Genomic DNA, 24,186 nt, shown 5'->3' with positions numbered 1-24,186 from the left:
ATGAGCGTTGTCCTCACCGAATTCGCCGACGGCGTCGCGGTGTTCACCCTCAACCGCCCCGAGGCCAAGAACGCCGTGAACCTCGAAGTGGCGGAGGCGCTGGCCGCGGCCGTCGACGAATTCGAGGCACGCCCCGACCTGACCATCGGCATCCTCACCGGTGCCGGCGGAACGTTCTGTGCCGGAATGGACCTGAAGGCGTTCGCGCGCGGCGAGAAGCCGTCGATCCCCGGTCGCGGCTTCGGCGGCATCACCGAGGCACCGCCGAGCAAGCCGCTCATCGCCGCGGTCGAAGGTTGGGCCCTGGCCGGCGGGTGCGAACTCGCCCTCACCGCCGACCTGATCGTCGCGTCGCGCGACGCGAAATTCGGTATCCCCGAGGTCAAGCGCGGACTCGCCGCGGCGGCCGGGGGTCTGCTGCGCCTGCCGAAGATCCTGCCCTATCCCCTCGCGATGGAGCTGGCCATCACCGGTGATCCACTCACCGCCGAAGTCGCCCATCACCACGGTCTGGTCAACCGCGTCACCGAACCCGGCGAAGCCCTCACCGTGGCAAAGGAACTCGCCGCTCGCGTCGCAGCGAACGGCCCCCTCGCAGTGAAGGCGACCAAGCAGGTCGTCGCGATGGCCGCCAACTACACCGACCCCGACGCCTTCGTCGCCCAGCGCAAGTTCATCGACCCGGTGTTCGCATCGTCCGACGCTCAGGAAGGTGCCCGCGCGTTCGCGGAGAAGCGCGCACCGGTCTGGAAGGGCGAGTAAGGATGTCGGACGTGCTGGTCGCGCAGGACGGCCCCGTCGCCACGGTCACGCTGAATCGGCCGCAGCGCAAGAACGCGATGACCCTCGATGCGTGGCGGTCGTTGCGTGAGACGTTCGGTGAGCTCCAGCACGACGACTCCGTCCGCGTCGTGATCCTCACCGGCGCCGGGGGCGACTTCTGCACCGGCGCCGACATGGAGCGGCGCGACAGCACCCATCCCCTCGACCGCATGCGCCAGATCAACGGCACGGCGCTCGCCGTCGCGGAGTTCTCCAAACCGCTGGTCGCGCAGGTCGAGGGGTATGCGGTGGGCGCCGGATGGAACATGGCGCTGCTGTGCGATGTGGTCGTCGCCTCCCGCACCGCGAAGTTCAGCCAGATCTTCGCGCGGCGCGGGCTGTCGGTGGACTTCGGCGGATCGTGGATCCTGCCGCGCCTGGTCGGACTACACCAGGCGAAGCGGCTGGTCATGCTGGCCGACATCGTGAGCGCCGAGGAGGCGTACACCCTGGGTCTGGTGACAGAACTCGTCGAACCCGACGCGCTCGCCGACCGCGCCACCGAACTGGCCGTGCGGCTGGCCGCCGCCCCGCCGGTCGCGGTGAGCATGTCGGCGCGGATGCTCGAGCAGGGCTCGTCGCTCACGCTCCGCGAAGCGCTCGAGAACGAGGCTCGCTCGCAAGCGGTCAACCATGCCACCGACGCCCCCGACGCGATGCGCGCCTTCGTCGAGAAACGCGAGCCGGTGTTCACCGGAGGATGGCAGGTGCCGCGCCCCGGTGACGCCCCTTCCTGACGGTTCCGTGCGGGGCGATTCCGGCCGTCGCCTACGATAACCGGGTGGACTTGCACCTCGTGACCTATTTCGTGGCCGTCGTCGACCACGGCGGGATCACGAAGGCTGCTCAGGCTCTTTATATTTCGCAGCCGTCGTTGTCGCAGGCCATCCGTACCCTCGAACGGCGCCTCGACACGACCTTGTTCGACCGCACCGGTCGACGGCTCACTCTCACCGAGGACGGTCGGGTCCTCGAGGTTGCCGCGCGCCGGATCCTCGCCGACGTCGAGCGGGCGAAGCAGAAGGTCGCGGCGGTGCGCGATCTCGAGGCCGGCCGCGTCGAGATCGTCACCTACGCGACGTTCTCGATCCATCCGGTCGTCGAGTTCGTCCAGCGCTTCCGCACGCGCTATCCCAACCTGACCGTGCGGGTGAACGACGCGGAAGGACCTCCTGGGGTGCACGCGGCGCTGCGCCGCGGCGAAGCGGAGATAGGCATCACCGACCTGTCGGTCGAGCATGCCGGCATGATCACCGTCCCGGTCCTCGAGCAGGAGATGGTGCTCGCGCTGCATCCCGAGCTCACTGCCGACGTGCCTGATCCCGTCACCCGGGCCCAGGTCCGCGACTTCCCGCTGGTTCTCGACCTCGGTTCCCGCGCAAGTGCGGCGCGCACCGGTGAGCTGCTCGGGGAACAGAACGTCGTCGTCGACTGCGCCAACCAGGCTGCCCTGTGGCAGTTCGTCGAACGGGGTACGGCGGGGACGGTGGTTCCGCGTCGCGTCGCCGAGAAGCAGATCCCCGGCGCCGTCGTACGGTCGTTGGACCCGCCGTTCCGGCGTCCTGTCGGACTGGTGATGCGTCCCGGCGACCTGTCCCCTGCTGCTGCGGCCTTCGTAGCAACCACCACAGCCATCCCCTGGGAAGCGTGACGACATGGAGTTCCGTCAGGTCGAGTACTTTCTCGCCGTCGTGGAGAACGACGGCATCAACGGCGCGGCCGCCGAACTCGGGGTCGCTCAGCCCACCGTCTCCCAGGCGCTGCGCAGCCTCGAACGTGAGCTCGGAGTGCACCTGTTCCATCGCATCGGCCGCGGCATGGTGCTCACGGCAGCGGGCAAGGCCCTCATCGGTCCGAGCCGGCAGATCCTGCGCGACGTGAACGCCGTCGAAGAACTGCTCACCGTGTCCACGACGGAAGTCACCGGCCGGCTGGATCTCATGGTGTTCCCCGCCCTCGCGACCGGGCCGATCGTCGACCTGGTCTCCGAGTTCCGTCGCCGCCATCCCAAGATCACCGCGCGGCTCGGCGACCTGCGGACGGAGGAGTCCACCGCGTCGGTCATCCACGACGGTCACTGTGAATTCGTCGTCACCCACCTGCCCGTCGAGGACGAGGTGGGGCTCGAGGTCATCGAACTCGGGCAGACCGAGTACTGGCTCGCCTATCCCCCGGGTACGGACCTGCCGCCCGGGCCGCTGTCGCTGGCCGAACTCCCCGACATTCCGATGGTGTTCGTGCCGCGCGGCGGCGGTTCGGTGAGCGACGCGATCGACTACGCGATGCGACGGGCAGAGGTACGGCGCCCCATCTCGGTCCTCACCGACCATCGCGAAGCCCGCCTGCCGATGGTGCTCGCCGGTCTGGGCGGGTCGTTCCTCGAGCGTTCTCTCGCCGAGTCGGTGCAGGACATCGCGGTGGTCCGCCCGTGCGAGCCGACCTTCGCGCAGGCGTACGGACTGGTGTTCGATCCGGTGTCGCTGTCGAGGGCAGGACGTGCCTTCGTCGACTTCGTGCGATCGTCCGAGGAGATCGTCACGGACGAGTGAGTCCGCCGGGCGGTGACATCCGGGGATCCGGGCGCGACGATAGGTGGGTACGACACCCGCTTCCGTCCTCGGGAGATGATCCGTATGTCCATTTCGACCTCGTCGCTCCACCTCGACTCCGCCGACGCCTTCGCGCAGCGCGTCCTCGATTCCGTCCTCGGCACCATGGACACCCTTTCGATCCTGGTCGGCGACCGTCTCGGCTGGTACCGCAGCCTCGCCGACGACGGACCTGCCACCGCCGACGAACTGGCCGAACGCACCGGAACCCATCCGCGGTACACCCGTGAGTGGCTCGAGCAGCAGGCCGTCACCGGTCTGCTCGACGTCGACGACGGTGATCCACCGCGTTTCGGGCTTTCCCTCGCCGGTCGCGAAGTACTCACCGATCCACACAGCCTGTCGTACATGGCGCCGCTCGCCCGGATGATCGTCGGCGCGACGATGCAGCTGCCCGGCCTGCTCGAGGCGTACCGGAACGGTGGTGGGGTGAGTTGGAGCCAGTTCGGTCGCGACGTGTGCGAATCGCAGGCCGACGCGAACAGGCCGTTGTTCGAGCAGGCGTTGCCCGACGCTCTGCGCTCGGTGCCCGAGGTCGATGGGGTGCTCGGACAGCCGGGCGCGCAGATCGCCGACATCGGCTGCGGCGGTGGATGGTCGACGATCACGATCGCGCGGACCTATCCGGATGCGAAGGTGCACGGCTTCGACATCGACGCTCCGTCGGTCGAGATGGCCCGGTCGAACCTCGCGGGGAACGCCGATGTGGCGGAGCGTGTCACGTTCACGCAGTGCGACGCATCCGAGCTTCCTGAAGGAAACTTCGACGCCGCCTTCGCCTTCGAGTGTGTTCACGACATGCCGCAACCGGTGGAGGTACTGGCAGCGGTGCGGCGTTCGCTCGCACCGGGCGGCTTCATGATCGTCATGGACGAAGCGGTTGCCGAGACCTTCACCGCCCCCGGCGACGACGTCGAACGGCTCATGTACGGCTACAGCCTCACCATCTGCCTCCCCGACGGCATGAGCCACGCACCGAGCGCCGCGACGGGCACCGTCATGCGCCCCGCCACACTGCGGCGCTATGCACTCGACGCCGGTTTCACCGAAGTCGAGGTGCTGCCCATCGAGGACTTCGGGTTCTTCCGCTTCTACCTGCTCCGCACCGGATAGCGGTACCGGTCGATGTCGCGGGTGCGCTGGGTGGGATCGGTCCAGTGATGCGCCCCGTCGTACTCCACGAGCACCCGCCACTGCCGCCATCCCATGTCGGCCCGCGCCACGAAACCGGTGTCGTCGAACACTTCGATCCGGGTCTCCGGTGAGGGCAGTCCCGCGCGGATCAAGCACAGACGGGTACGGGTTTCAGGTGGTGAAGCTGCGCCACCGTCGACGAGGTCGAGCACAGGCTTCACCGAAGCGATGCCGTGCGCGCCCTTGTTACGGCGCGAGAGCTCCTCGATCTCGGGCACTTTCAGTCCCGTCGCGTTGCACAGGGCATCGAGAATCTCGACCGCACGGTCGAGTTCCGCGCGGCGGGCGATGTCGAAGGCCGTCTGCTCGGGTGTCGTGACGACCATCCCGTCGACCACACATGTCTCGAGCCTCGGGGCGCGTCGGACCGAGATACCCGGCACCGACCGGACTGATCGGAGCGGACGAGTTCGGCCGCCGCACGGCCCGAGAACGGTTCGTCGAAATCGATCACGCGCCGAGCGTGCACCACGCGACGCCCAGCCGACCGCCGCGGAGAGGCGAGGTGTGGACAACCCGATGTTGTCCACAGGGGGAAACAAAGTTCGGGGAGGTTGTGTCCGGGTTCTTCGAAAGAACCGAACACAACCTCCCCGAACCGGGAGCTATCTGCTTATGCGACGCGCTCGAAGATCGCGGCCAGGCCCTGACCACCACCGATGCACATGGTCTCGAGGCCGTAGCGGGCCTCGCGACGCTGCAGCTCGCGGGCGAGGGTGGCAAGCATGCGTCCGCCGGTCGCGCCGACCGGGTGGCCGAGCGAGATGCCGGAGCCGTGGACGTTGGTGCGCTCGAAGTCGGCCTTGCCGAACTTCCATTCGCGGGTCACCGCGAGGGCCTGCGCGGCGAACGCCTCATTGAGCTCGATGAGGTCGACGTCGGCGAGAGTGATCCCGGCCTTGGCGAGGGCGACCTCGGTGGCCGGCACGGGGCCGATGCCCATGACCTTGGGCTCGACACCGGCGACGCCCCAGGAGACGAACCGCACCAGCGGGGTCAGGCCCAGCTCGGCGGCCTTCTCCGGGGTGGTGACGATCGCCATGGACGCAGCGTCGTTCTGGCCGCTGGCATTGCCGGCGGTGACGGTGGCCTCGGGGTCCTGCTTGCCCATGATCGGCTTCAGCTCGGCCAGGGTCTCCAGGCTGATGTCCGGGCGCGGGTGCTCGTCGGTGTCGATGACCTCGTCGCCCTTACGGCTGCTGACCGTGACGGGGATGATCTCCTCGGCGAGGATCCCGTTCTTCTGGGCGTCGACGGCACGCAGGTGCGAATTCAGGGCCAGCTCGTCCTGCTCGTCGCGGGAGATCGAGTACTCGCGACGCAGATTCTCGGCGGTCTCGATCATGCCGCCGGGAACCGGGTAGAAGCGGCCGCCGGCGGTCGAGCGGGCACGGACCAGGCCGTCGTGCATCTGCACACCGGTGCGGGCGCCGCCCCAGCGGATGTCGGTGGAGTAGAACGCCGCGTTGCTCATCGACTCGGTGCCACCGGCGACGACGAGATCGTGGTCGCCGTTACCGACCTGGAAGGCGGCCTGGATGACGGCCTGCAAGCCCGAACCGCAACGACGGTCGATGTGCATGCCGGGCACCGTGATCGGCAGACCGGCATCGAGGGCGACGACGCGGCCGATGGCCGGGGCCTCGCTGTTGCCGTTGCAGTGACCGAGGATGACGTCCTGAACCTGTTCGGGCGCAACACCGGTGCGCTCGAGCAGACCCTTCAGCGCCGCGACACCGAGGTCGACCGCGGTGAGGGACTTGAACATTCCGCCGTAGCGGCCGATCGGGGTGCGGACCGGCTCGCAGATGACAACTTCGCGCATGATGACCTTTCGAGAAAACAGTGAGGTGACGGGCGGACCGTCACATGAAGCGGCCGCCGGTGACCTCGAGGACGGTGCCGGTCATGTAGGAGGACATATCGGATGCGAGGAACAGTGCGACGGAGGCGATCTCGTCGACCTCGCCGGGGCGGCCCATCGGGATCTCGCTCATCTTCTGATCCCATGCCTTCTGCGGCATCGCTTCGGTCATCGCCGAGCGGATCAGGCCGGGCTGGATCGCGTTGACGCGCACACCGTGGTGAGCCATCTCCTTGGCGGCGGCCTTGGTCAGGCCGACGATGCCGGCTTTGGCCGCGGAGTAGTTGGTCTGGCCGACCATGCCGACCTTGCCGGACAGCGACGAGATGTTGACGATCGCGCCACGCTTGGCCTCACGCATGATCGCCGACGCCTTGCGGGTGCCGTGCCAGGTGCCCTTGAGGTGCACGGAGATCACGAGGTCGAAGTCTTCCTCGGTCATGGTGCGCATGGTGGCGTCGCGGGTGATGCCGGCGTTGTTGACCACCACGTCGAGCGAGCCGAATCCGTCGACGGCCTCGGCGAGGAGGGTGTCCCAGTCTGTGGATTCGACGACGTTGGCACGCACCGCGCGGGCTACGTCGCGGCCGCCGAGCTTCTCCGCGGCGGCGGTGGCGGCGTCGAGATCGAGATCGCCGATGACCACGCGAGCGCCCGCGTCGACGAACTGCTGCGCGATCGCGAAGCCGATTCCCTGAGCGCCACCGGTGATCACGGCAGTGCGGTTCTCCAACAGAGACATCTACGATTCCTTTCGGCGGGGCTCGGGACGGCCCCCAGATATGTCGATGCTTCCGAATATAACGGCGAACCGGCCGGTAGAACGGCTCTCATCCATCGACAATGCCTATACGGGAATGGCGCCATTCGTATTGGACACCCTTCGGCGACGGTACGAAGGTTGTAAACATGACACTCTCCATCCCGGCCCCCGAGGTCGACGAAGACGACTTCCGCGAGATCCTCGCGCAGACCCGCGCGTTCGTGCGCAACGTGGTTGTGCCGCGCGAGCAGGAGATCGCCGAGACCAACGCGATCCCCGAGGACATCCGTCAGGCCGCCAAGGACATGGGTCTGTTCGGTTACGCGATCCCGCAGCAGTGGGGCGGTCTCGGCCTGAATCTGCAGCAGGACGCGGAACTGGCGATGGAGCTCGGTTACACCACCCTGTCGCTGCGATCGATGTTCGGCACCAACAACGGCATCGCGGGCCAGGTGCTGGTCAACTTCGGCACCGACGAGCAGAAGGAGCAGTGGCTCGAGGGCATCGCCTCCGGCGAGGTCGTGGCTTCCTTCGCCCTCACGGAACCGGGCGCCGGCTCGAACCCGTCGGGTCTGCGCACCAAGGCCGTGCGCGACGGCGACGACTGGGTCATCACCGGTGAGAAGCGCTTCATCACCAACGCGCCGCTGGCGAACCTGTTCGTCGTGTTCGCCCGCACCCGCCCCGCGGATGCAAACGGCACCGGCATCGCGGTCTTCCTCGTCCCCGCCGACACCCCCGGTGTGCAGGTGGGCAACAAGGACGCCAAGATGGGCCAGGAAGGCGCCTGGACCGCGGATGTGCACTTCAACGACGTGCGCGTGCCGAACTCCGCACTCGTCGGTGGCAGCGAGGACGTCGGTTACAAGGCCGCGATGGTCTCCCTCGCCCGCGGCCGCGTGCACATCGCCGCGCTGTCGGTCGGCCAGGCGCAGCGCGCCCTCGACGAGTCCGTCACCTACGCCGCGACCGCCACGCAGGGCGGCAACCCCATCGGCAACTTCCAGTTGGTGCAGGCGATGATCGCCGATCAGCAGACCGGTGTGATGGCCGGTCGCGCCCTCGTCCGCGACGCCGCCAAGGCGTGGGTGGAGGAGACCGACCGCCGTATCGCCCCGTCTGTCGCGAAGTTGTACTGCACCGAGATGGTCGGCAAGGTCGCCGATCTCGCCGTGCAGATCCACGGCGGTACCGGTTACATGCGTGAGGTGCCGGTCGAGCGGATCTACCGCGATGTGCGTCTGCTGCGCCTGTACGAGGGCACCAGCGAGATCCAGCGCCTGATCATCGGTGGCGGGCTCGTCAAGCAGGAGCAGAAGAAGAACTCGTGACGCCCGTGCGCGGTTCCGGTAGCCACAACTACCAGAACCGCGCACGAGCTCCGAAGGGGCACATACGAAGAAACCCCCGGCCTCGAATGCCGGGGGTTTCTCGTGTGCGGGTCAGGACACCGTCAGACGCGATCGCAGATCGGTCTTGAGGACCTTGCCCGCAGCGGAGGTCGGCAGCGCGTCGACCACCACCACTTCGCGGATCTTCTTGTACGGCAGGACGCGTTCGGCGACGAACGCCTTGAGCTCCTCTTCGTCGACATCCTCCCCGGCGATGGGGACGACGAATGCGACCGGCTCCTGACCGATCGGACCCGCTTCACGGCCGACGACTGCGGCGGTGGACACCTTCGGGTGTGTCACCAGGATCTCCTCGAGCTCACGCGGATACACGTTGTAGCCCTTGTAGATCAGCATGTCCTTCGCGCGATCGGCGATGAACACGAAGCCGTCGGCATCCGCATATGCGATATCGCCCGTCGCGAGCCAGCCGTCGACGTACTGCTCGGCGGTGATCTCCGGATGCCCGAGATATCCGCCGGTGACCTGGGGGCCACGCACCCACAATTCCCCGCGCTCCTCCGGCCCGAGGACGACCGACGGGTCGCCCTGCGCGCGGATCTGCACCTCCGTGTCGAAGATCGGCAATCCGACGCTGCCGAGACGGTATCCCCCGTCGGCGACGAGCGGGGCCGACGTGACGACGCAGGTGCCCTCGGTCAGACCGTAACCCTCCGCGATCCGCGCATTGGGGAACGCCCGGCCGAGCGCTTCGAGCGTCACCCGATCGATCGGTGCCGCACCGGACGCCACGACTCGCACCGTCGACAGATCCCGAACCCTCACATCCGGATGTTCTGCGAGCGCGTGCCACATGGCCGGGCTGCCGGTGATGTAACTCGCCTCGTACCGCTCGATGAGCTCGAGCATCCGCGCCGGCTCGAAGCGTCCTGCGAGCACCTGGGTCAGGCCGCACGCAAGAAGGAACGAGGTATTGATCAGCGCGTGCGCGTGGAAGAGCGGGGATACCACGATCGTCGATCCGTGACCCGGGACGACGCCGGCAATGTCCAGATCGTCGATCGGCTCGAGCGAGATCCGTCCGTCGACGTCGGCAACCAGCTGATGACCGGACCGCCACGCGCACATCTGGGTGACGTTGCCGACGACGTTGCGGTGCAGTACCCGCACACCTTTCGAAATGCCGGTCGTGCCACCGGTGTACGCGATGTGTGCGATGTCGTCCGGTCCGGTGACAACCGGTTCGAAGGTCGGGGGACGACCCTCGAGCGCATCACCGAAGTGCACGGCACCCGTCGCGGTGACCGCCGCGTCGGAGACGACGGCGATCAACCGGACACTCGTCCCCTCCGCGGCCCGCAGCAGCGTGTCCGCCTGGGCGGACTGCGTGACAGCCGCCGCCGCGGAGGTCTCCTCGATCTGGCGGCGCAGGCCCGGCTCGGGCTGGAGCGGATTGACCAGCGTGACCGCCGCCCCTACGCGGAGTGCGCCGTAGTAGGCGATGTGGAACTCGACGCAGTTGCCCAGGTGCAGGAGCACGACGTCGCGTGCGCGCACACCTGCCTCGTGCAGCACGCCGGCGAACTGCGCCGATCGCGCGTCGAGGTCGTTGTACGTGAGGACACGGTCACCGTCGACCACTGCGGGCCGGTCGCCGTAGACGGCGGCGAGGCTCGGCGCCCACACCGCCATCGACGTCGCCGGGTACGACAGCCTGCGCTGCGTCCACGCGAAATCGGAAGTCATCGTCGTCGCCCGGCTCAACGCGGTGCCATACGGATGGCACCGTCGAGACGGATGGTCTCACCGTTCAGGTAGCCGTTCTCGAGAATGTTGGTCGCAAGGCGACCGAACTCGTCGGGGCTGCCCAGACGGGACGGGTTGGGCACCGTCGCCTCGAGCGACTTGCGGACGTCGTCGCGCAGGCGGGCGAGCAGCGGGGTGTCCATGATGCCCGGGGCGATGGTGTTGACGCGGATGCCCTTGCTGGCGAGGTCGCGTGCGGCGACGATCGTCATGCCGACGATGCCGGCCTTGGACGCCGAGTAGTTGATCTGGCCGATCTGGCCCTCGAAGGCCGCGACGGAAGCGGTCATGACCACGGCGCCGCGCTCGTCCTCGATGAGGTCGAGTTCGGCCATGCGCTCGGCGCCGAGGCGCAACGCGTTGAACGAGCCGATGAGGTTGAGGCGGATCACGAATTCGAAGTCCTCGAGCGAACCGGCCTTGCCCTCCTTGTCGAGGACACGCATCTTGCGTCCGGCGCCGGCGCAGTGCACGACACCGCGCAGACCGCCGCGCTCGTGCGCGACGTCGAGTGCCGCCGCGAACTGCTCCGAATCGGTCACGTCGCCGGGGGCGAAGACGGCGCCGTCGCCGAGCTCCTTCGCGATCTCCTCACCGTTCGAGCCGGGGAGGTCGATGAGGGTGACGTTGCCGCCGGCCGCCAGGACGCGACGTGCCGTGGCGAGGCCGAGACCGGACGCTCCGCCGGTGACGGCGACGGACAGACCCTTGAGTTCCATAGTGTTTCCTTCGAATTCGTAGCAGCTGGGTGACGAAGTGAAATCAGAGCAGTTCGGAGAGCCTTCGGCTCAGAGAAGTTCGAGAACGGTGGCGTTGGCCATGCCGCCGGCCTCGCACATCGACTGCAGGCCGTAACGGATGCCGTTGTCGCGCATGTGGTGCACGAGGCGGGTCATGAGGATGGCACCGGAACCGCCGAGGGGGTGGCCGACACCGATGGCGCCGCCGAGCGGGTTGAGGCGGTCGGGCTTCGCGCCGGTCTCGACCTGCCATGCGAGCGGCACCGGTGCGAACGCCTCGTTGATCTCGAAGACGCCGATGTCGTCGATGGACAGACCGGAACGCTTCAGCGCCTTCTCGGTGGCGGGGATCGGGCCGGTGAGCATGACGACCGGGTCGTCGGCGGCGACGACGGCGGTGTGGATGCGCGCGAGCGGGGTCCAGCCCTGTGCAGCGGCGTATTCGCTGGTGGTGATGAGCAGCGCACCGGCACCGTCGGAGATCTGCGAGGAGTTGCCGGCGTGGATCACACCGTCCTCCTTGAAGACGGTCTTGAGCTTGGCGAGCGATTCGACGGTGCCGCCGCGACGGATGCCCTCGTCGGTGGCGAAGTCGCCGACCGGGGCGATCTGGCCGGTGAAGGCGCCCGCGTCGGTGGCGGCCGCGGACAGTTCGTGCGAGCGCAGCGAGAATTCGTCGAGCTGCGTGCGGGAGAAGCCCCACTTCTCGGCGATCATCTCGGCGCCGATGCCCTGGCTGAAGCCGCCGACCTCGAAGCGGTCGAGCACGTTCTGCGGGAAGTGCTGACCGTCCTTGCTGGCGCTGCCCATCGGCACACGGCTCATGGACTCGACACCACCGGCGATCACGACGTCGTTCTGACCGGAGATGACGGTCGCGGCGGCGAAGGACACGGCCTGCTGGCTCGATCCGCACGCCCGGTTGATGGTGGTGGCGGGTACGGTGACCGGCCATCCGGCCGCGAACACGGCGCTGCGCGAAACGATTCCGGCCTGGTCGCCGACCTGGCTCACACAACCCCATTGGACGTCGTCGATCGTGGCGGGATCGAGGCCGGTCCGCTCCGCCAGTGCGGTCAGCACGTGGGCGGACAGGTTGACGGGGTGGATCTCGGACAGTGCACCACCGCGACGTCCGATGGGGGAACGGACGGCGTCGACGATCACGGCATCGCGCATGCGAATCGGTCCTTTGCTGTTGCGGGACACGGTTGCCGGGCAACCGTGGTGGGAAAAGACGACCGGCCGGGTGGTGGTCCTCACATTCGAGGAGACCATGCACCCGGCCGGTAGGGGTAAGTCTTTCGGCGGAAGCTTCCGTTAGGCGGAAGCTATGCCGAACAGGTCAGGCGGCTGCCCGGATGATCTTGCGGTCGCGCTCCGGGTTGGCCAGGAAGAGCACCAGGATCGCGGCGAGCGCACCGAGTGCACCGATGACCTGGAAGGCCGTTGCATAGCCCTCCGCCGCGGTGGCGGCGTTGTCGACGAGGACACCCGTGCCGTAGGGGGCGACGAGACCGCCGACGGCCATCAGCGCGAGGAAGACGCCCATCGTGCCGGCGGTCTGCTGCGGCGGGCACAACTCGGAGATCGCGGCGTTGATCAGCGGGAACGCGATGGCGCCGAAGCCGTAGCCGATGGAGACGACCGCGACGGCCAGAGCCGGCGTACCGATGGACGGGAGGAAGACCAGGATGGCACCGCAGATGAGCACGCCGACGGCGGGCACGATGATGCGGACGACCCGCGAGCGGTAACCCTTGGCGCTGAGACGGTCGGTGACCGTGCCCGAGCTGATCATGAGGAACAGGCCGATGATGGACGGCAGGGCGAACATCGAGCCGGCCTGCAGAGCGCTGTAGCCGAGACCGACCTCGAAGTAGGACGGCAACCAGGTCAGGACGACGGTGGTCAACGCGTAGACGACCATGATCAGGATCGCGCAGCTGATGAAGGTGCGAGTGAGGAAGATCTTGCGCCACGGCACGGACGGTTCGGTCTGCGCGGCGGAAGCGGCGGTCTCGGCGCCCTTGACGGCCCGGGTCGTGTAGGGGCCTTCCTTCCAGCCGAGGAGCCAGCAGCCCATCCAGATCGCACCGAGGATCGACAGCGAGATCAGCGCGGCACGCCATCCCCACTCGACGGTGATGAAGGTCAGGACGGGAGCGAGGGCGATCTTGGCGACCGAGGCGGAACCGGCCAGGAAGGCGCCGGGCAGGCCACGCTTGGCCGGCGGGTGCCACGAGTACGCGGCGGTGTGCATGAGCGCCGAGCTCGGCCCTTCGGCGAGACCGAGCAGCATGCGGGTGACGACCAGCATCGCGAAACTCGCACTGACGACCAGCGGCAGCATGACGAGCGACCAGGTCAGGCCGAGGGCCAGCAGGGCCCAGCGGAGGGTCATGTACTTGTTCAACGGCCCGGCGAAGAAACCACCGACGGTGAATGTGACGAAGAACAGCGACCCGACCAGGCCGATCTGGGAGGAGCTCATGCCGAGCTCACGCGCCAGAGGCTGGGCGATGATGCCGAGGACGGCCTTGTCGGCGTAGTTGACGACGTAGAGGAAGATGACCAGACCGGTCATGCTCCACGCGCGGCCGGGGGTCACGAGAGGTGTCGAGCCGGTCGTCGGCCGACCGGGCCCGCCGGCGGCTGCCGACTTGTCGTGCGCGATTTCGCCTGTGGTCACTGGGAGTCCCTTCAGAACTCGAGCGGGATGGCCGACTTACGAACAATCTGTATGTCGCTGTCGGAAGAACGTCACGCCTGGCGTCTGCATGTATTGAACGTGAGCCATGTCACCTGAAGCAAAGAGCGGAAGGCGAACGAATCGATCACTGAAACCTATGACCCATCACAAGGCGGATTCGGGCCGCATCGAGTATTGGTCTGCGCTAACCGAGCGATAGCCGATCGGTGCTGTTCCCGGCGGCAAAACCTGGGCATGCTGACTGTGCCCGAAACAATCTGCGACGAGGACGAGCGAGCCCAGCATGAACTCCACCGCTTCCACCGACGAGCTGCCCTCGTCCACTGCACCCCTCGCGGGAGTGCGCGTGGTCGAGGTGTCCAGCTTCGTGGCCGCACCCCTGTGCGGCATGACCCTGGCCGCGCTCGGCGCCGACGTGATCCGGGTCGACCCGATCGGCGGTGCCGCGGACTACCGTCGCTGGCCGGTCACCGACGACAACGAGTCGATCTACTGGGCCGGCCTGAACAAGGGAAAGCGATCGTTCGCAGCGGATTTCCGTAGCCAGGAGGCGCAGAACCTGATCCGCGACCTGATCATCGACGCCGGCGTGCTGGTCACCAACGCCGCCGGTCGCTCGTGGCTCGACTACGACGAACTCGCCGCGATCCGCCCCGACCTGATCCACGTGCAGGTCCTCGGTCGCGCCGACGGCACCGGCGCCGTCGACTACACCGTCAACGCCGCCGCCGGTTTCCCGCAGGTCACCGGCGCCGAGAACGTCTCGACCCCGGTCAACCATGTGCTGCCCGCCTGGGACGTCTCGTGCGGCCTGTACGCCGCCCTGTCGGTCGCCTCCGCCGTCTACCGCCGCGAGATCACCGGTGCCGGAACGAAAGTCGTGCTTCCGCTCGAGGACGTCGCGTTCGCGACCGTCGGCAATCTCGGCTACATCGCCGAGGCCCAGCTCGGCCGTCCCGTCCGGGAGAAGGTCGGCAACTCCGTCTACGGCACCTACGGTGCCGACTTCGCGACCAGCGACGGCGCGCGCTTCATGATCGTCGCGCTCACGCCCCGGCACTTCCGCGATCTCACCGGGCTCACCGGCACCGCCGACGCCGTGACCGCCCTCGAATCCGCCCTCGGAGTGGACTTCCGCGACGAAGGCACCCGGTTCGAGCACCGCCATGTACTGAACAGCCTGTTCGGCGCCTGGTTCTCCAAGCGCACCGCCGACGAGGCCGAAAAAGCCTTGGCCGGCACCTCGATCCTGCACGAGCGCTACCGCACCTTCGCCGAGCTCGCCGTCGACCCGCGCGTGACCGACAACCCGATGTTCCACGAGCTCGACCAGCCGCGCATCGGCAGCTACCACGCACCGAGCACCCCGATGTCCTTCGACGGCCGGTACCCCGAAGTCCGCCCCGCGCCGGCCAACGGCGACGACACCGCCGAGGTGCTCACCGAACATCTCGGGCTGACCGACGACGAGATCGACGCCCTCGCAGCATCCGGCACCATCCGCATCTCCCAGAAAGAGCACGCATGACCCGCCTCGCCCAGACCCTCGGTCTGACGGAATTCCAGTCCGAGATCCTCGACACGGTCCGCACCTTCGTCGATCGCGAGATCATCCCGAACGCTCAGGAACTCGAGCACTCGGACACCTACCCGCAGGCCATCGTCGACCAGATGCGCGAGATGGGCCTGTTCGGGCTGATGATCCCCGAGGAGTACGGCGGGCTCGGCGAGTCGCTGCTGACCTACGCGCTGTGTGTCGAGGAACTGGCCCGCGGCTGGATGAGCGTCTCCGGCGTCATCAACACGCACTTCATCGTCGCGTACATGATCCGCCAGCACGGCACCGAGGCGCAGAAGCAGTACTACCTGCCCCGCATGGCCACCGGCGAGGTCCGCGGCGCGTTCTCGATGTCCGAGCCCGAACTCGGCTCCGACGTCGCCGCGATCCGCACCAAGGCCAAGCGCGACGCCGACGGCAACTACGTCATCAACGGCCAGAAGATGTGGCTGACCAACGGCGGTAGCTCCACCCTCGTCGCAGCGCTGGTCAAGACCGAGGAAGGCTCCGACAAGGCGCACAAGAACCTCACGGCGTTCCTCGTCGAGAAGCCGGCCGGTTTCGGAGAGGTCGTCCCGGGCGTCACCATCCCGGGCAAGATCGACAAGATGGGCTACAAGGGCATCGACACCACCGAGCTCGTCTTCGACAACTACAAGGCGCCGGCCGATTCGATCCTCGGCGGTGAGCCCGGCAAGGGCTTCTTCCAGATGATGGACGGTGTCGAGGTCGGCCGCGTCAACGTCTCGGCCCGCGCCTGCGGTGTCGCGATCCGCGCCTTCGAGCTCGCCGCCCGGTACGCCCAGCAGCGCACCACCTTCGGCAAGCCCATCGCCCAGCACCAGGCGATCTCGTTCTCCCTCGCGGAGATGGCCACCAAGGTCGAGGCCGCCCACCTGATGATGGTCAACGCCGCGCGCCTGAAGGACTCCGGCGAGCGCAACGACGTCGCCGCCGGCATGGCCAAGTACCTCACCAGCGAGTACTGCTCCGAGGTCACCCAGGCCAGCTTCCGCATCCACGGTGGCTACGGCTACTCCAAGGAGTACGAGATCGAGCGTCTCATGCGCGAGGCTCCCTTCCTGCTCATCGGTGAGGGCACCAGCGAGATCCAGAAGACGATCATCAGCAAGGGTGTGCTGCGCAGCTACGCACTGTAAGGTGCACCCCCACAATCACATCCATCCCTGGAAGGACAACGCGTGAAGCGCACGCTGTACAACGAGGATCACGAGGCGTTCCGGCAGACCGTCCGCGACTTCATCGCGAAGGAGGTCGTGCCCGTCTACCCCGAGTGGGAAGAGGCCGGTCATCCCCCGCGCGAGTTCTACAACCGCATGGGCGAACTCGGACTCCTCGGCATCCAGGTTCCCGAGGAGTACGGCGGCGGCGGCGAGACGTCGCTGAAGTTCAACGTGATCCTCGCCGAGGAGGCGTCGGCGGCCGGTGTGTCGTTCGGTTCGTCGTCGGTGCACTCGAACCTGATCCTGCCGTACATCATGCAGAACGCCACCGAGGAGCAGAAGCAGCGCTGGCTCCCCGGATTCGCCTCGGGTGAGCTGATGTTCGCGATCGCGATGACCGAGCCGGGTACCGGTTCCGACCTCGCGAACATCGCGACCACCGCGAAGCTCTCGGAGGACGGCAGCCACTACGTCCTCAACGGCGCGAAGACGTTCATCACCGGCGGCGCTCTCGCCGACCGCATGCTCGTCGTGTGCCGCACCTCGCCGTACAACCCCGAAGACCGCCGTGGCGGCCTGTCGATCCTGGTGGTGGATACCAAGAGCGAAGGCTTCGCAGTCGGACGCAAACTGAACAAGATCGGCCTCAAGACGTCCGACACCGCCGAGCTGTCGTTCGACGACGTGAAGGTGCCCGTCGCCGACCTGCTCGGCAAGGAGGGCGAGGCGTTCTCGTACCTGACGCAGAACCTCGCGCAGGAACGTCTCACCATCGCGTTCGGTGCTGCCGCCACCGGGGCCGCGGCCATTCAGCACGCCATCGCATACACCAAGGACCGCAAGGTCTTCGGCAAGCCGGTCGCGTCGTTCCAGAACACCAAGTTCGTGCTCGCCGAGTGCTCGACCGAACTGCAGGCCATGCAGATCATGGTCGACAACGCCATCGAGCTCAACGACCGTGACGAACTGACGGTGCCCGACGCCGCCCGCGCGAAGCTGTTCGCGACGGAGGCCGCCGGCCGCATCATCGACAAGTGCCTGCAGCTGCACGGCGGCTACGGCTACATCACCGAGTACCCTATCGCTCGCCTCTACGCCGACACCCGCGTGACCCGTATCTACGGCGGCACCAACGAGGTCATGAAGACGATCATCGCCAAGGATCTGGGCCTGTAGATCTTCTGCCGTTCTTCGGTGGAGTGAACCCCGCTACCCGGGGTTCACTCCACCGAAGTCGTTTCCGGCTATCGTTTCCCGCCATGCGGCTAGTCGTGAAGACCAAGAGGGTGATCGAAGCCCACCTGAGCAATTCGTCCGTACGGGCACTGTCGGGGTCGATGGTGGCGTACGAAGGACAGGTCGGTTTCAAGTCCGCCGGATTCGGCGGCGGTGAGGGCGTTCTCGCCGGGTTGCGGCAGCGCGCGACGGGCGAAGGACTCTCGCTCATGGAGTGCAGCGGCACGGGCGTCGTCCATCTCGCGCACAAGGCGCAGGACGTCACGGTGCTGGATCTGAACAACGAGACGCTGCAGGTCGAGTCCGAGCAATTGCTGGCGTTGAGCGGGAACCTGAACACGAACGTGACGTTCGCGGGTCTGCGCGGCGGCATGAGCGGTCAGGGTCTGTTCACGACGACGGTGACGGGGACCGGGCAGGTCGCGCTGCTCTCGGCCGGGGGTCCGCTCATCCACCTCGAGGTGTCGCCGCAGTATCCCCTCGTCGTCGACCCCGACGCGTTCGTGTGCGCGAAGGGGCAGCTCACGCAGTCGTTCGTCACCGACGTGTCGTGGCGCTCGGCCATCGGCCAGGGCAGCGGCGAGGCGTTCTCCCTGAAATGGGACGGCGTGGGCGTTGTCTCCATCCAGCCGGCGGAACGGTAGGAACAGATGAGCTTCACGAAGATCAACGGCAAGGTCGTCCGCGTCGAGCTGGGGCAGTCCGGTCCCGTCGTGGCGCGTCGCGGCGCGATGCTGTTCTACACCGGCAACGTCCGGTTCTCCCCCCACGGTGTTCCCGGCGGGGCCGGAGGTGCGCCCGGTCTCGGCGGACTCGCCGGCATGGCGGGGCGCATGCTGCAAGGTGAACACGAGGCCACGATGCTCGCGCAGGGCGACGGCGTCGTGCACTACGGCTTCCGCGGACTCGAGACACACATCGTCGACATGTCTGCGGGCGGCGAACTGCGTGTGGAGGCGTCCCGCCTGCTCGCTCACACCACCGGACTGCAGTCCACCGTCGTCTCGGTGGCCGCGGCCTCCGGTGGCGGCGGTGGCGGTGGGGGTCTGTTCGGGGCGCTGCGCGGCGCCGCCACCGGCGCGATGACCGGCACGGGCATGTTCACCACCCAGCTGACCGGCCGGGGTGCGGCGGTGCTGCTCGCCCACGGCGGAGTGTTCGAACTGCAGGTGGGGGGCCCGACTCCGGTGGTCGTCGACCCGCAGGCCTTCGTGGCGTCCTACGGCGCGGTCCGCACCGAGCTGAAGTCCTCGATGAGCTGGCGGAACGTCGGTCGCACCGGCGGGGAGGCCATGCAGCTCGAATGCAGCGGACAGGGCATCGTCTACGTGCAGGCATCGGAGGAGAAGCTGTGAGTACCGTTCTGAACCCGTCGAGCTTCGGCGGCAGTGACAACGTGCCGGGCAACCCGTACGCCTATTGCATCGACCTGCAGACGCCCTGGTTCCTGTCGAAGGGCGCGATGATTGCGTACTACGGGCAGGTCCAGTTCTCGGCGCTCACCCACGGTCTGCAGGGACATCTGCTGCACATGGTGGCCCAGCAGTTCTCGGCACCGCTCTATCTCGGCGACTACGTCGTGGCCGAAGGCTTCGGGAAGCTGATCCTCGGCGACCGCGGATACGACATCAACTCCTACGACCTCGACGACGGTAACCTCACGATCCGGCAGGCCAATCTGCTGGCCTTCGAACCGGGCCTGTCGCTCAACCAGTCGATCGTCCCGGGTTTCCTCACCCTCATCGGTACGGGCCGTTTCCTTGCGTCGTCGAACGGGCCGGTGATGTTCGCCGAACCACCGCTGCGAGTCGATCCGGAGGCACTCGTCGGCTGGGCCGACTGCCCGTCACCCAGCCACCACTACGACGAATCGTGGATCACCGGCTTCGTCTCGGCCGGAGCGCGCCGTTTCGGGGTGCAGTCGGGCGAGGAGCGGCAGTTCGATTTCACGGGCGCGGGCACCGTCCTGATCCAGTCCAGCGAGAAGGTCCTCGACGATTCGTCGCTGGTGCGCACGATCGAGAACCAGATTCCGGGACTCACGTCGCCGGGGCTACAGCGGATCAACCAGGTGGTTTCGCAACAGATGCAACAGCAGCAGCAGATGTAACACACCCTGGCGGGGAACTGGGTATAACACCGATCCGCACTCCCTGTTCTGTGACTACTATCACAAGCTAGGCTTGCCTAAGCCGATGTAAGGTTTGGACTACCTAAGTGAGTGTTCCCTCAGTCGCAGAAAGGTGGCTCTGATGATCGTCTGCAGTTGCCACGCTCTTACCCACCACCACATCGAGGCAGAGGTGGCTGCGGGAGCACGCTGTACCCGCGAGGTGAGCGCCAAGTGCCGCGCCGGTACCGACTGCGGGAATTGTGTACGCAACATCTCGGCGATCATCCGGCAGGCCCGGCAGCGGAATGAGACCATCGAACTCGAGACCGCCGTGTAGCCAGCCCCTACCCGGCGGTAAACCTGATGGTTCACCCCGGGAGGTGCCATGAAGGGCGACAAGAAGGTCATCGAGTTGCTCAACGAACAACTCACCGCCGAGCTCACGGCGATCAACCAGTATTTTCTGCATTCGAAGATGCAGGAGAACCGCGGATGGTCGAAGCTCGCGAAGCACACGCGCGACGAGTCGTTCGACGAGATGCGTCACGCCGAGAGGCTTACCGATCGGATCCTCTACCTCGACGGACTCCCCAACTACCAGCGCCTCGGCGCACTACGTCTGGGGCAGTCCGCCAAGGAGATGCTCGAATCCGACCTGCAGGTCGAGATCGAGGCCCGCGATCGCCTCCGCAAGGGGTCGGAGTACATGCGCTCGGTCAGCGACATCACCTCGGCCAACATCTTCGAGGACATCCTCGCCGACGAGGAAGAACACATCGACTATCTCGAAACCCAGCTCGATCTGATCGAGCAGCTCGGTGAGCCGTTGTACCTCGCCCAGCACATCTCTCCGCCGGAATAACCCCCGGTTCAGCACAACGGGCCGCGGCATTGCGCCGCGGCCCGTTCTCTATGCTGTGGGACACACCAGCTTGTCGACGGTGGAGAGGAAGACCATGAGCGATTCGTCCGTGACCGTGGTGCACAACGCCGAGAAGCAACGTTACGAAGTCCGGGACGACGACGCCGTCATCGGCTACACGCAGTACCATCCCGACCACGACGGTCGCCTCGTCTTCGACCACACCGAGATCGACAAGGGGTATTCGGGTCAGGGACTCGGTGGCAAGCTCGTCGGTTCTGCTCTCGACGACGTCCGTGAACGCGGCAAGCGCATCGTCGCGATCTGCTCGTACGTCGACAAGTTCATCGAGAAGCACCCCGACTACCGGGATCTGACCGACTAGACATGCACGCGGGCGCGGCACGACCGGGTGGGTCGTGCCGCGCCCGACGCGGCTGTTCCGGTTGGATGCGACCGGATCAGTGTCCTGCGCGGTTGCGCAGGTCGAGTGCGACGTCGGTGATCATGTCCTCCTGACCACCGACGAGGCCGCGGCGGCCGATCTCGACGAGGATGTCGCGGGTGTCGAGGCCGTAGATGCTCGCCGCCGTCTCGGCGTGCCGCAGGAAGCTGGAGTACACGCCCGCGTAGCCGAGGGTGAGGGTCTCGCGGTCGACCTGCACCGGTCGGTCCTGCAGCGGACGCACGAGGTCGTCGGCGGCGTCCTGCAGCCCGAACAGATCGCACGAGTGCTTCCAGCCGTACAGATCGGCGACGGCGACGAACGGCTCGATCGGGCAGTTTCCGGCACCGGCGCCGTGTCCGGCCAGCGATGCGTCGACGCGGATGACGCCTTCCTCCACCGCCACGACCGAGTTCGCGACCGACAGCGACAGGTTCTGGTGCGCGTGGATGCCGATCTGGGTGGTCTCGTTCAGGACCGACCGGTAGGCGCGAATGCGCTCGCGGACACCGTCCATCGTGAGGCGTCCGCCGGAGTCGGTGACGTAGACGCAGTCGGCGCCGTAGGACTCCATGAGTTTCGCCTGCCGGGCGAGCTCCTCGGACGGAGCCATGTGCGACATCATCAGGAAGCCGGACACGTCCATGCCGAGTTCCTTCGCCGCGGCGATGTGCTGCGCGGAGACGTCGGCCTCGGTGCAGTGCGTCGCGATACGCACCGACCGCACGCCGATCTCGTAGGCGCGCTTCAACTCGTGGACGGTTCCGATTCCGGGCAGGAGCAGCGTGGTGAGCGTCGCCGAGTTGATGGCTCCCGCAGCGGCTTCGAGCCATTCCCAGTCGGTGTTGCTACCCGGGCCGTAGGTCAGAGAGTGACCGGCGAGGCCGTCGCCGTGTGAGACCTCGATGGCGTCCACACCGGCCCGGTCGAGCGCACCGGCGATCTTCGCGACGTCCTCGGGCGTGATGCGGTGACGGATGGCATGCATGCCGTCGCGCAGGGTCACGTCCTGGATGTACAGAGCCGTTCCGTCGCCTGCGAATTCGCGAGTCGTCGTCGTTGCCGCGGTCATGCCGTCACCTGATCCTTCTTGCGTGCCGCCACGGCGCGTGCGACCTGCAGCGCCGCAGAGGTCATGATGTCGAGATTGCCCGCGTACTCGGGCAGGTAGTGTGCTGCGCCCTTGACCTCGAGGAACACCGCGACCTTCCACAGGGGGCCGGCGTGGTCGGTGAGCGTCGCCATGGGCTCGGTGACCTCGGTGAACTGCACCTCCTGCTTGAGGGCGTAACCGGGCACGTACTCCTGTACCTTCGCGACCATCGCTTCGACGGACGCGACGATCTCGTCCTTGCGGTCCTCACCGACGAGCGCAAGCACCGTGTCGCGCATGATCATCGGCGGTTCGGCCGGATTGAGGATGATGATCGCCTTGCCGCGCGTCGCGCCACCGATCTTCTCGATGGCCTGCGAGGTGGTCTCGGTGAACTCGTCGATGTTGGCGCGGGTACCGGGACCCGCCGACTTCGAGGAGATCGAGGCGACGATCTCGGCCCAGTGCACCTTGGTGACCTGGGAGATGGCCGCCACGATCGGGATCGTCGCCTGCCCACCGCAAGTGACCATGTTGACGTTCGGCGCGTCGAGATGCTCCGTGAGGTTCACCGGCGGCACCGTGTACGGACCGATTGCGGCCGGCGTCAGGTCGATGAGCATCTTCCCGTGCGGACGCAGGACCTTCTCGTTGTATTCGTGGGCTTTCGCCGAGGTCGCGTCGAAGACGATCTCGATCTCGTCGAAGCGGGGGTGCTCGACGAGCCCTTCGACACCGGTCGAGACGGCGTCGATGCCGAGGCGCTTCGCCCGTGCGAGACCGTCGGATTCGGGATCGATACCGACGAGGGCGACGGTTTCGAGCTCGGCGTCGGCCAGTCGCTTGATCTTGATGAGCAGGTCGGTGCCGATGTTGCCCGACCCGATGATGGCAACCTTGGTGGTCATGAGTTCTCCTGTGCGGTGGAGCTTTCGGAAGAGAAGCGCGCTGTCACGGTGCCGAGGGAAGAGATCTCGGCACGCACCGTGACGCCGGGCGGCGACGGAACCATCGGGCCGAGAGCCCCCGACAGCACGACCTGACCTGCGCGCAGGGGCTGCCCGAACTCACGTGCCGTGCGCGCGAGCCACAGCAGGGCGTTGAGGGGATCGCCGAGGCACGCCGCCCCGGTGCCCTCGGAGACGAGTTCGTCGTCGACGTACATCCGCATGGTGGCGTCGATCGGCTCGAACTCGTCGAGGGTGAGCGTCTGCGAACCGAGCACGTACAGACCGCTGGAGGCGTTGTCCGCGACCGTATCTGTGATCTTGATGTCCCAGCCGGCGACGCGGCTGTCCACGATCTCGAGTGCGGCGACTGCATGCCCGACGGCGGCCCGGACGGTCGCGAGATCGAGATCGTCCGAATCGAGGTCGGCGGAGAGGACGAACGCGATCTCGGCTTCGGCCTTCGGCTGCAGCAGGCGCTCACTGGGCACCTCGTCGAGCTCGGTGACGTCCATGTCCTCGAAGAGGACACCGAAGTCGGGGCGGTCGACACCGAGCTGCTGCTGCACCGCCGGGGAGGTCAGGCCGATCTTGCGTCCGACGATGTGGGCACCGTCGGCGAGCCGGCGGTCGGTGAGCTGCTGCTGCACCGCGTACGCCAGGTCGATGTCGGTCTCCCCGAGCAGGTCGCGGACCGGGCCGCACGGCGCGGAGTTGCGTGTGGCCTCGATGAGACGGTCGGCCGCCGCACCGGCGATGCGGGTGCGATCCGCCGCTGATGTGGTGTTGGAGCTGGTAGTCATCACGTCCTCGTCGTTCGATGGATACGACCATCGTGGCGGTGACGTCCGCTCCGGCCTAGAGGCGTGTTCCGGTGAGTGGAAC

At 67.1% G+C, this 24,186-nt stretch carries 25 protein-coding genes; 15 read left to right on the top strand and 10 right to left on the bottom strand.

All coding sequences use genetic code 11. From position 1 onward, the window contains the following. From GON09_RS18670 to GON09_RS18650, 5 genes are all read left to right on the top strand, one after another. A complete protein-coding gene (locus GON09_RS18670; protein ID WP_213933099.1) occupies positions 1-762 on the top strand; it encodes a crotonase/enoyl-CoA hydratase family protein in 762 nt (253 codons plus the stop codon). A 2-nt stretch (positions 763-764) separates the two neighbouring features. Further along, a complete protein-coding gene (locus tag GON09_RS18665) occupies positions 765-1,559 on the top strand; it encodes an enoyl-CoA hydratase/isomerase family protein (protein ID WP_213933098.1) in 795 nt (264 codons plus the stop codon). A 44-nt stretch (positions 1,560-1,603) separates the two neighbouring features. Next, complete coding sequence (locus GON09_RS18660; RefSeq protein ID WP_213933097.1) at positions 1,604-2,473, top strand: LysR family transcriptional regulator; 870 nt, start codon at positions 1,604-1,606, stop codon at positions 2,471-2,473. A gap of 4 nt (positions 2,474-2,477) precedes the next feature. After that, a complete protein-coding gene (locus GON09_RS18655; RefSeq protein WP_213933096.1) occupies positions 2,478-3,371 on the top strand; it encodes a LysR family transcriptional regulator in 894 nt (297 codons plus the stop codon). Positions 3,372-3,446: 75 nt separating this feature from the next. Beyond that, positions 3,447-4,544 carry a class I SAM-dependent methyltransferase gene (locus GON09_RS18650; RefSeq protein WP_213933095.1) on the top strand — a complete coding sequence of 366 codons (1,098 nt, stop codon included), beginning with the start codon at positions 3,447-3,449 and terminating at the stop codon, positions 4,542-4,544. On the opposite strand, the gene GON09_RS18645 is transcribed toward GON09_RS18650, so the two are convergent. The 3 genes from GON09_RS18645 to fabG form a co-directional block, all read right to left on the bottom strand. Further along, the gene (locus tag GON09_RS18645) at positions 4,523-4,951 is read right to left on the bottom strand and encodes a hypothetical protein (RefSeq protein ID WP_213933094.1); all 429 of its coding nucleotides are present in this window, start codon (positions 4,949-4,951) and stop codon (positions 4,523-4,525) included. The two genes, GON09_RS18650 and GON09_RS18645, sit on opposite strands and share 22 nt — an antisense overlap. Positions 4,952-5,238: 287 nt before the next feature. Next, positions 5,239-6,450: an acetyl-CoA C-acetyltransferase gene (locus tag GON09_RS18640; protein WP_213933093.1), complete on the bottom strand. Its 1,212-nt coding sequence runs from the start codon at positions 6,448-6,450 to the stop codon at positions 5,239-5,241. A 40-nt stretch (positions 6,451-6,490) separates the two neighbouring features. After that, positions 6,491-7,231, bottom strand: a complete 741-nt coding sequence (gene fabG / locus GON09_RS18635; RefSeq protein WP_213933092.1) for a 3-oxoacyl-ACP reductase FabG — start codon at positions 7,229-7,231, stop codon at positions 6,491-6,493. Positions 7,232-7,398: 167 nt separating this feature from the next. On the opposite strand from fabG, the gene GON09_RS18630 reads away from it, so the two are divergent. Beyond that, positions 7,399-8,583: an acyl-CoA dehydrogenase family protein gene (locus tag GON09_RS18630; RefSeq protein ID WP_213933091.1), complete on the top strand. Its 1,185-nt coding sequence runs from the start codon at positions 7,399-7,401 to the stop codon at positions 8,581-8,583. Positions 8,584-8,694: 111 nt separating this feature from the next. Here the strand turns inward: GON09_RS18630 and GON09_RS18625 are convergent, their stop codons facing one another. The 4 genes from GON09_RS18625 to GON09_RS18610 form a co-directional block, all read right to left on the bottom strand. Continuing rightward, a complete protein-coding gene (locus GON09_RS18625) occupies positions 8,695-10,296 on the bottom strand; it encodes an AMP-binding protein (protein WP_374195399.1) in 1,602 nt (533 codons plus the stop codon). 68 nt (positions 10,297-10,364) lie between these two features. Continuing rightward, the gene (locus GON09_RS18620; RefSeq protein WP_213933089.1) at positions 10,365-11,129 is read right to left on the bottom strand and encodes an SDR family NAD(P)-dependent oxidoreductase; all 765 of its coding nucleotides are present in this window, start codon (positions 11,127-11,129) and stop codon (positions 10,365-10,367) included. 69 nt (positions 11,130-11,198) lie between these two features. Then, a complete protein-coding gene (locus tag GON09_RS18615; RefSeq protein ID WP_213933088.1) occupies positions 11,199-12,329 on the bottom strand; it encodes a thiolase family protein in 1,131 nt (376 codons plus the stop codon). 166 nt (positions 12,330-12,495) lie between these two features. Beyond that, positions 12,496-13,842: an MFS transporter gene (locus GON09_RS18610; protein ID WP_213933087.1), complete on the bottom strand. Its 1,347-nt coding sequence runs from the start codon at positions 13,840-13,842 to the stop codon at positions 12,496-12,498. 304 nt (positions 13,843-14,146) lie between these two features. Here GON09_RS18610 and GON09_RS18605 point away from each other — a divergent pair, with 304 nt between their 5' ends. The 9 genes from GON09_RS18605 (at position 14,147) to GON09_RS18565 (ending at position 21,201) form a co-directional block, all read left to right on the top strand. Beyond that, on the top strand, positions 14,147-15,391 hold the full coding sequence (locus GON09_RS18605) for a CoA transferase (RefSeq protein WP_213933086.1): 1,245 nt from the start codon (positions 14,147-14,149) through the stop codon (positions 15,389-15,391). Continuing rightward, a complete protein-coding gene (locus GON09_RS18600; protein ID WP_213933085.1) occupies positions 15,388-16,581 on the top strand; it encodes an acyl-CoA dehydrogenase family protein in 1,194 nt (397 codons plus the stop codon). The genes GON09_RS18605 and GON09_RS18600 overlap by 4 nt, the downstream gene beginning before the upstream one ends. A gap of 42 nt (positions 16,582-16,623) precedes the next feature. Continuing rightward, positions 16,624-17,781 (top strand): acyl-CoA dehydrogenase family protein, encoded by a 1,158-nt coding sequence (locus tag GON09_RS18595; RefSeq protein WP_213933084.1) that lies wholly within the window; start codon positions 16,624-16,626, stop codon positions 17,779-17,781. An 83-nt stretch (positions 17,782-17,864) separates the two neighbouring features. Further along, positions 17,865-18,485, top strand: coding sequence for an AIM24 family protein (locus GON09_RS18590; protein ID WP_213933083.1), 621 nt, complete (start codon positions 17,865-17,867; stop codon positions 18,483-18,485). 6 nt (positions 18,486-18,491) lie between these two features. After that, positions 18,492-19,196 (top strand): AIM24 family protein, encoded by a 705-nt coding sequence (locus GON09_RS18585; RefSeq protein ID WP_213933082.1) that lies wholly within the window; start codon positions 18,492-18,494, stop codon positions 19,194-19,196. Next, entirely contained in the window at positions 19,193-19,951 is a 759-nt protein-coding gene (locus GON09_RS18580; RefSeq protein WP_213933081.1) for an AIM24 family protein, read from the top strand. The genes GON09_RS18585 and GON09_RS18580 overlap by 4 nt, the downstream gene beginning before the upstream one ends. Positions 19,952-20,093: 142 nt before the next feature. Continuing rightward, on the top strand, positions 20,094-20,291 hold the full coding sequence (locus GON09_RS18575) for a (2Fe-2S)-binding protein (RefSeq protein ID WP_006550741.1): 198 nt from the start codon (positions 20,094-20,096) through the stop codon (positions 20,289-20,291). Positions 20,292-20,339: 48 nt separating this feature from the next. Then, a complete protein-coding gene (gene bfr, locus GON09_RS18570; protein ID WP_006550742.1) occupies positions 20,340-20,816 on the top strand; it encodes a bacterioferritin in 477 nt (158 codons plus the stop codon). 94 nt (positions 20,817-20,910) lie between these two features. Next, entirely contained in the window at positions 20,911-21,201 is a 291-nt protein-coding gene (locus GON09_RS18565; RefSeq protein ID WP_213933080.1) for a GNAT family N-acetyltransferase, read from the top strand. A gap of 76 nt (positions 21,202-21,277) precedes the next feature. Here the strand turns inward: GON09_RS18565 and dmpG are convergent, their stop codons facing one another. The 3 genes from dmpG to GON09_RS18550 are packed head-to-tail and all read right to left on the bottom strand — an operon-like array spanning position 21,278 to position 24,104. After that, a complete protein-coding gene (gene dmpG, locus GON09_RS18560) occupies positions 21,278-22,333 on the bottom strand; it encodes a 4-hydroxy-2-oxovalerate aldolase (protein ID WP_213933079.1) in 1,056 nt (351 codons plus the stop codon). Then, entirely contained in the window at positions 22,330-23,262 is a 933-nt protein-coding gene (locus GON09_RS18555) for an acetaldehyde dehydrogenase (acetylating) (RefSeq protein WP_213933078.1), read from the bottom strand. Before GON09_RS18555 ends, dmpG begins: the two co-directional genes overlap by 4 nt. Continuing rightward, positions 23,259-24,104 (bottom strand): 2-keto-4-pentenoate hydratase, encoded by an 846-nt coding sequence (locus tag GON09_RS18550; protein WP_213933077.1) that lies wholly within the window; start codon positions 24,102-24,104, stop codon positions 23,259-23,261. Before GON09_RS18550 ends, GON09_RS18555 begins: the two co-directional genes overlap by 4 nt. Between the last annotated feature and the right edge of the window lie 82 nt (positions 24,105-24,186).

This window comes from Rhodococcus sp. B50 (assembly GCF_013602415.1).
GTDB lineage: Bacteria > Actinomycetota > Actinomycetes > Mycobacteriales > Mycobacteriaceae > Rhodococcus.
Note: the sequence above shows the minus strand (reverse complement) of the source record. Positions and strands in the feature narration are given on the sequence as shown.

Coding starts and splice junctions, on each gene's coding strand:
- GON09_RS18670 (WP_213933099.1), top strand. CDS start 1: ATGAGCGTTGTCCTCACCGAATTCGCCGACGGCGTCGCGGTGTTCACC.
- GON09_RS18665 (WP_213933098.1), top strand. CDS start 765: ATGTCGGACGTGCTGGTCGCGCAGGACGGCCCCGTCGCCACGGTCACG.
- GON09_RS18655 (WP_213933096.1), top strand. CDS start 2,478: ATGGAGTTCCGTCAGGTCGAGTACTTTCTCGCCGTCGTGGAGAACGAC.
- GON09_RS18650 (WP_213933095.1), top strand. CDS start 3,447: ATGATCCGTATGTCCATTTCGACCTCGTCGCTCCACCTCGACTCCGCC.
- GON09_RS18645 (WP_213933094.1), bottom strand. CDS start 4,951: ATGGTCGTCACGACACCCGAGCAGACGGCCTTCGACATCGCCCGCCGC.
- GON09_RS18640 (WP_213933093.1), bottom strand. CDS start 6,450: ATGCGCGAAGTTGTCATCTGCGAGCCGGTCCGCACCCCGATCGGCCGC.
- fabG (WP_213933092.1), bottom strand. CDS start 7,231: ATGTCTCTGTTGGAGAACCGCACTGCCGTGATCACCGGTGGCGCTCAG.
- GON09_RS18630 (WP_213933091.1), top strand. CDS start 7,399: ATGACACTCTCCATCCCGGCCCCCGAGGTCGACGAAGACGACTTCCGC.
- GON09_RS18625 (WP_374195399.1), bottom strand. CDS start 10,296: ATGGCGGTGTGGGCGCCGAGCCTCGCCGCCGTCTACGGCGACCGGCCC.
- GON09_RS18620 (WP_213933089.1), bottom strand. CDS start 11,129: ATGGAACTCAAGGGTCTGTCCGTCGCCGTCACCGGCGGAGCGTCCGGT.
- GON09_RS18615 (WP_213933088.1), bottom strand. CDS start 12,329: ATGCGCGATGCCGTGATCGTCGACGCCGTCCGTTCCCCCATCGGACGT.
- GON09_RS18605 (WP_213933086.1), top strand. CDS start 14,147: ATGAACTCCACCGCTTCCACCGACGAGCTGCCCTCGTCCACTGCACCC.
- GON09_RS18600 (WP_213933085.1), top strand. CDS start 15,388: ATGACCCGCCTCGCCCAGACCCTCGGTCTGACGGAATTCCAGTCCGAG.
- GON09_RS18590 (WP_213933083.1), top strand. CDS start 17,865: ATGCGGCTAGTCGTGAAGACCAAGAGGGTGATCGAAGCCCACCTGAGC.
- GON09_RS18585 (WP_213933082.1), top strand. CDS start 18,492: ATGAGCTTCACGAAGATCAACGGCAAGGTCGTCCGCGTCGAGCTGGGG.
- GON09_RS18575 (WP_006550741.1), top strand. CDS start 20,094: ATGATCGTCTGCAGTTGCCACGCTCTTACCCACCACCACATCGAGGCA.
- bfr (WP_006550742.1), top strand. CDS start 20,340: ATGAAGGGCGACAAGAAGGTCATCGAGTTGCTCAACGAACAACTCACC.
- GON09_RS18565 (WP_213933080.1), top strand. CDS start 20,911: ATGAGCGATTCGTCCGTGACCGTGGTGCACAACGCCGAGAAGCAACGT.
- dmpG (WP_213933079.1), bottom strand. CDS start 22,333: ATGACCGCGGCAACGACGACGACTCGCGAATTCGCAGGCGACGGAACG.
- GON09_RS18555 (WP_213933078.1), bottom strand. CDS start 23,262: ATGACCACCAAGGTTGCCATCATCGGGTCGGGCAACATCGGCACCGAC.
- GON09_RS18550 (WP_213933077.1), bottom strand. CDS start 24,104: ATGACTACCAGCTCCAACACCACATCAGCGGCGGATCGCACCCGCATC.